The sequence below is a fragment of the ANME-2 cluster archaeon genome (assembly GCA_014237145.1).
Taxonomy (GTDB): Archaea; Halobacteriota; Methanosarcinia; order Methanosarcinales; family Methanocomedenaceae; genus Methanocomedens_A.
This window is the reverse complement of record JAAXOC010000118.1, coordinates 1-5,399: the sequence shown is the minus strand read 5'-3', so window position 1 is coordinate 5,399 and position 5,399 is coordinate 1. Positions and strand designations below refer to the sequence as shown.

The 5,399-nt window shown below is 42.7% G+C and carries 4 protein-coding genes; 2 read left to right on the top strand and 2 right to left on the bottom strand.

All coding sequences use genetic code 11. The annotated features are described in order from the left end of the window. Positions 1-202: hypothetical protein (locus tag HF974_16010; protein MBC2699800.1), on the top strand; the 202-nt coding region annotated here is incomplete at its 5' end. Positions 203-495: 293 nt separating this feature from the next. Here the strand turns inward: HF974_16010 and HF974_16005 are convergent. Together HF974_16005 and HF974_16000 are read right to left on the bottom strand one after the other, a co-directional pair. Then, entirely contained in the window at positions 496-966 is a 471-nt protein-coding gene (locus HF974_16005; protein MBC2699799.1) for a bifunctional (p)ppGpp synthetase/guanosine-3',5'-bis(diphosphate) 3'-pyrophosphohydrolase, read from the bottom strand. Between the two features lie 78 nt (positions 967-1,044). Next, a complete protein-coding gene (locus tag HF974_16000; GenBank protein ID MBC2699798.1) occupies positions 1,045-2,055 on the bottom strand; it encodes a hypothetical protein in 1,011 nt (336 codons plus the stop codon). Positions 2,056-2,443: 388 nt separating this feature from the next. Here HF974_16000 and HF974_15995 point away from each other — a divergent pair, with 388 nt between their 5' ends. Further along, entirely contained in the window at positions 2,444-4,498 is a 2,055-nt protein-coding gene (locus tag HF974_15995) for an ATP-dependent helicase (protein ID MBC2699797.1), read from the top strand. Positions 4,499-5,399 lie beyond the last annotated feature (901 nt).

Here is a 5,399-nt window from a genome sequence, read left to right as displayed (position 1 = left end):
ACTGCTGCCCGATAAGGGTTATGGAATGCGTGAGCGGTATGAGGGGAAACTTTCACGTACCGTTCTTAGAGGGCTTGGGGCCGGCAACGGCCTCCGGCTACTTGACCCAATACCTCGTTCACAGTCAACCGGATCGCTTTCCAGGCAGGGTAGAAACTGGCAATGGCCGAGAAGACCAACACGATGGCCAGCCATAGAATGACCCCTGTCAGCGAAAAACACGGATACAGGGGGGGTCTATAAGGACCCTCCCCGAGATGTTGCCCAGGATGATGCCCAGTGAATTACCCAAAAAATGCACCTTCCTGATACCCAGATGCCGCAGTAGGGGCTGCTGATTGGGTTGCAGTGATGAGAAGGTGGATTCAGTTGGGTGTGTGGGTTGTAATGTTTTGGCGGGGGGAGGAATGGATGTAGGTTAATGCTGGTTTATAGAGACTTGTGGGTTGGGGTGATTGCTATATTGAAACGAGTTTATAATTAGCCTGCTTCGCATCATACTTTTACATACCCAAACATCTCACCGACACATTTCTCGAACTCCTTAAACGCAGGCATATCACGAATCCCCTCATCCCCATTACCAAAAGCATCCAACATAGATATGTAATACCATGCAACCGAGTCCTTTGAGGCATTGAAGATATCCCACACACCATCCCCCAGCCTATCATAATCCCTGATGATGTCCCGTATATTGGCCAATTTGTCGGCACAGGAGAGCAGCTTCATGTTCCGGTCTGCATTTTTGATAAAGTCGATGGTATGTGCCTTGCGCTCAGGCCAGGTCTTACTTTTGCCCCCCTCCGCATTTATCAGTTCTTCCGGCTCGGAAGCCCCATCTACCAGGGCCGCCACCTCATCACCGAACTCATCTCTGATATCGGACAGTGTGTAATCCCCATCTTCTACAACATCATGCAGCAATCCCGCAATAACCACGTGGTTGGGGGCATTATTCTTCATGAGGGGGAGGCAACATCCAGAGGATGGACGATATAGGGTATGGTTGAACTTTTCCGGTGGGTGTTTTTATTAGCAAAATCATCGCATATCAATCTCCCCCGCCAATTTTTCTACATACTCAGCAATTTCTCCATATTTCTTATATTGAGGATTCAATTTCATCAAAGATTTCAATCCGATATGCTTCTGACCCCCCACTTCATCATCTAATACAGATGTCGACAGAATGTAAAAATCCCATTGATCCATATCCAGCGGATCTATTGTATCCTGTATTTTATGGTTCAATAAACAGAAAATATAGATATCTGCCTGCCTTTTTAATTCAGAATCCTGCTGATTTGTCTGCTCGTTCCACCCTATGGTCTTAGCAATCCCAAATGTAATGTTCGATAATTCTTTTTGGTACCAGGATTGAATATAAGCTGATGATTTCACCTCGATCTTGATTCCATTGGGAAGCAGCAAATCGTATGCATCCCATGGAGAACGTATGTTATCGGTGATACCCAATGACTGGGCTACAATGAATTCAGCTAGTATACCCCTAATGGTATTATTCACCAGATCGGATTTGGACCACTGCCAGAAGTCCAGCAGTGAAAAACTCTTTTCATTACTGTTATAATAGAATTTCTCTAATCCCGTTTTTCTTGTTTTCTTTATCGGGGCAAATCCTATCTCTTGCATCCATTCAATCAGAAAATCAGGGGTTTCACAAATAGCATAAGGACGAATGTAATTGTCAGATAATGGTCTCTGGGAACTTCGCAACTTAAGGCTGCTGAGAGGCTTGGTTTCGTCTATTTCATTGAGATCAGAGAAAGAATATGTGGTTACGGAATCCCCAATCTCGATTGATTCCAGGAATGCAAAATAGATCAGGCCAGAATCTTCTTCTGCTGCACTGAAAAAAATGGGCATCTTCTTTTTCTCTTCCCTTGCTTGTTGAAAAAGAGCATGACCAGTTCTCCAGATTTTCTTCTCAATGAATTTACCTGCGCCATCTCTCAGAGAAATATATTGAAGATTATCACTCTTTCGCATTGTGTAGATGCAAAATTCTGAAATTGTATCTTTTTCATTCATACTTTGATAATTTCCGTGCGACATTTATAATAATTTCTATTTTTACCGTATTTGATATTTGCCAGACCCCACACTACATGGATGTGCGGAGAATATCGTGAAGGGCACCCGGGCAGAGTGAAAGCAATTAAGACTAATTCGATTTTAAGTTACCTTGAATTAACTAGTTTCAAGATTGATACCATTCCAATAAATATTACCAGATACTCCCCTTCACGTGTAAATTGGACCAAATTTTCAGGTCCTTCATGAGAAGGAATAGTTTCAAAGTAAAGTATACGGATGAAAATTATGTTACATTTTCTAATGGAACAAAATTTAAAATAGTTAATGTACGTTCACCATAAATAAATCAAAGAATGAAAGATAAGGGATATACGGGGCGATAATGAGCACAAAAAAAGACAAAGAAGAAAACCAGACCTATGTGAGTTTAGATGCCGAACAGACTCAGGCCATCCAGAACCTTGACGGGCCAATGCTCATCCTCGCATCCGCAGGCACAGGCAAAACCAGAACACTCATGGCAAAGGTCGCAGCATTACTCGACAACTCTGTTCCTACCAATGAGATAATGCTTGTTACATTCACCAACAAGGCAGCAAACGAAATGAAATCACGTCTTATTGCCATGGGACACGATATCCGTGATATGTGGATCGGAACATTTCACAACATATGCAACCGCATCCTTCGGGAAAACTATTCTAAGATTCCGGGTATCAATTCCAAATACACGATAATTATGCCAGATGATTGCCTGAAACATATAAAGCTCATCATAAAAGGCATGGGACTCGAAGATATCAATCTAAAACCCGCTGATGCCTCCGAGATAATCTCCTTTGCAAGAAATGCTATGCAGTATGATCCTGCACATAAATTCCTTGATAACATCGAATATTCAATAGCTGACGTGATAGAATATAAATTCCCCAAACATCAAGAATACATCAAGCTGATACAGAAGATACATAGCAAGTATCATGCAATGAAACTGGGCAATAACGTTATTGATTTCGATGATATGCTGGTATATGCACTATACATCTTATACACAGATGAAGCTGTGCGGCAAAAGTACGAACGGCAATTCGAATATATCCTCGTTGACGAATATCAGGACACCAATAATGTCCAGGCAGCATTGATAAGACAGCTTCGAAAGCACAATGCAAACATAACAGCGGTTGGTGATGAAGCACAGGCAATATACGAATGGCGAGCTGCCACACCTGGACATATCCTCGGATTTCCATACGCGTTTGAAGGAACAAGGACAGTAATCCTGACACAGAATTATCGTTCAACCCCACAAATAATCAATGCTGCAATCGCATCAATTAACCATAATACTATCCGGCTTGAAGAAAAACAGATGAATGCGACTCTGAATGATGGCGAATTGCCGACGGTTTCCCTACACACAAATACCTATGATGAACTTGAATATATCGCAGATCAGATATATGGTCATATTCAAAACGGCATCACACCTAACAAGATAGCGGTACTTGCCAGAACATTGCAGATGAACAGGGTAGGCATACACCATGTCCTTGGAATGCGGCTACTCTCATACGGGATACAGTACGTGGTATTCGGCGGAAAGGACCTGTTCGATAAGAAGCATATCCGTGACTTCATTGCGTTTTTGGAACTCATCTACAATCCACAGAACATGATCGCATGGGAACGTATTCTTGGTATACTGCCAGGAATCGGCCCTAAAAGTGTCAAGAACACAATATTGCATCTTCAAAATGAACTGGGAAAATCCATCACTGAAATAAAACTCAAAGGTATAAAAGCGAAAGCATCCATTGAACTATTGAATAATGTATTGACCGAAGCCCGTACACGGGCTCAACAACCCAAAGTATCCATGATGGACTTTTTGGAACCATTTTTAGAGCTATACGCATTATCATCCTCAGCAAAAGATGACGATTTTGCAGTGCGGGTAAAGGAACTTGAAGAGACCATCCAAGAACTGAACGACATGCCGATAGATGAGTTCTTACATGAAGTCCAGCTCAAAGGAAAAAGTAAGGCGAATAAAGCAAACGTGCCTGATGACCATGTTATCATATCCACGATACATCAGGCCAAGGGCCTTGAGTGGGATGTTGTCCATATCGCCGGGTGCAATGAAAATATTCTGCCACATTATCGTTCAATCATAGAAGAAAACGTGGTAGTAGATCTGGTGGAACGCGAGAACAAAGACGAATCTGAGATTATGATTGGCAACAATCCAATCGAAGAAGAACGCCGACTCTTCTACGTGGCCGTTACCCGTGCAAAGAAGGTACTTAATCTAACAATGAGCGAATCGACTCCACTGGGTGATCCATTATCTCCCAGCAGGTTTATCATGGAAGTCCATGAGACAGACCCAAATGCATTCGAATTCGATTCAATTGATTTCTTCTCTATGTGATACATATCCTCCATTGGCTCAACCATGAGGATTGTGTAAATCCAGCAAAAATCTCGCCTGCTGCCACAGGTGCAGGGTAATCCCGATACAGAACACCAGGACCGCCACCATCACTATCCATCGTCTCATCGTACCACCTCTGTCATTCATTTGGTGCGACAAGAAGTTATATCATGAATTGCAGTAATGCCACCCTTTCCATTTAGGGTGACCTTATTGTGGCATGCAACTACAGTAATGAGGTTGTGTGAAGCCCACAAGACAATGTGGAAACCTCCAAAAACCTAATTTGGACAATTTGCTAAGGTAAAAATGCTATGAAGAGTGTAATGCGAACCGTTGTAAGAGTCGTAACGCAGGACAAGTGAAAGTAGGATGTTACACTTGAACCAAAATGGTATGGAATCAGACTATAATGACTCGGATGATGTTATAGGAAATGGACATATGATTCTCGGCTTACAGATGGCTTCTAAGGCATTTAGAAATTATTCAAGGTATGGAACTTGGTAAGCCCTATGCACTCCCAGTATTTGGGTAGGAACCCCGTGAGGAGGGACGATGGTGCAGAGGGTAGAGGAAATGGTAAAAAGCAAATGACAATTTGTAATGAGTTGTATAGAGGTTCAAGATTTGCCTTAACCGAAAGGGTGCTGACTTACCAATGGTGTTCCATTGTATGAATAGAGGCAAACCCACGAATGTGAGATACTCAACGACGCTGAAAAGCGAGAGACTTACAGACGCTTAATGCGTTAGTAGGCTGCAGACTGGAATTATAAAAGCAATTATCGAAATGATGACTGCTGCCCGATAAGGGTTATGGAATGCGTGAGCGGTATGAGGGGAAACTTTCACGTACCGTTCTTAGAGGGCTTGGGGCCGGCAACGGCCTCCGGCT

Excerpts from the sequence above, each read along its gene's own strand:
- HF974_16005 (MBC2699799.1), bottom strand. The coding sequence starts at position 966 with ATGAAGAATAATGCCCCCAACCACGTGGTTATTGCGGGATTGCTGCAT.
- HF974_16000 (MBC2699798.1), bottom strand. The coding sequence starts at position 2,055 with ATGAATGAAAAAGATACAATTTCAGAATTTTGCATCTACACAATGCGA.
- HF974_15995 (MBC2699797.1), top strand. The coding sequence starts at position 2,444 with ATGAGCACAAAAAAAGACAAAGAAGAAAACCAGACCTATGTGAGTTTA.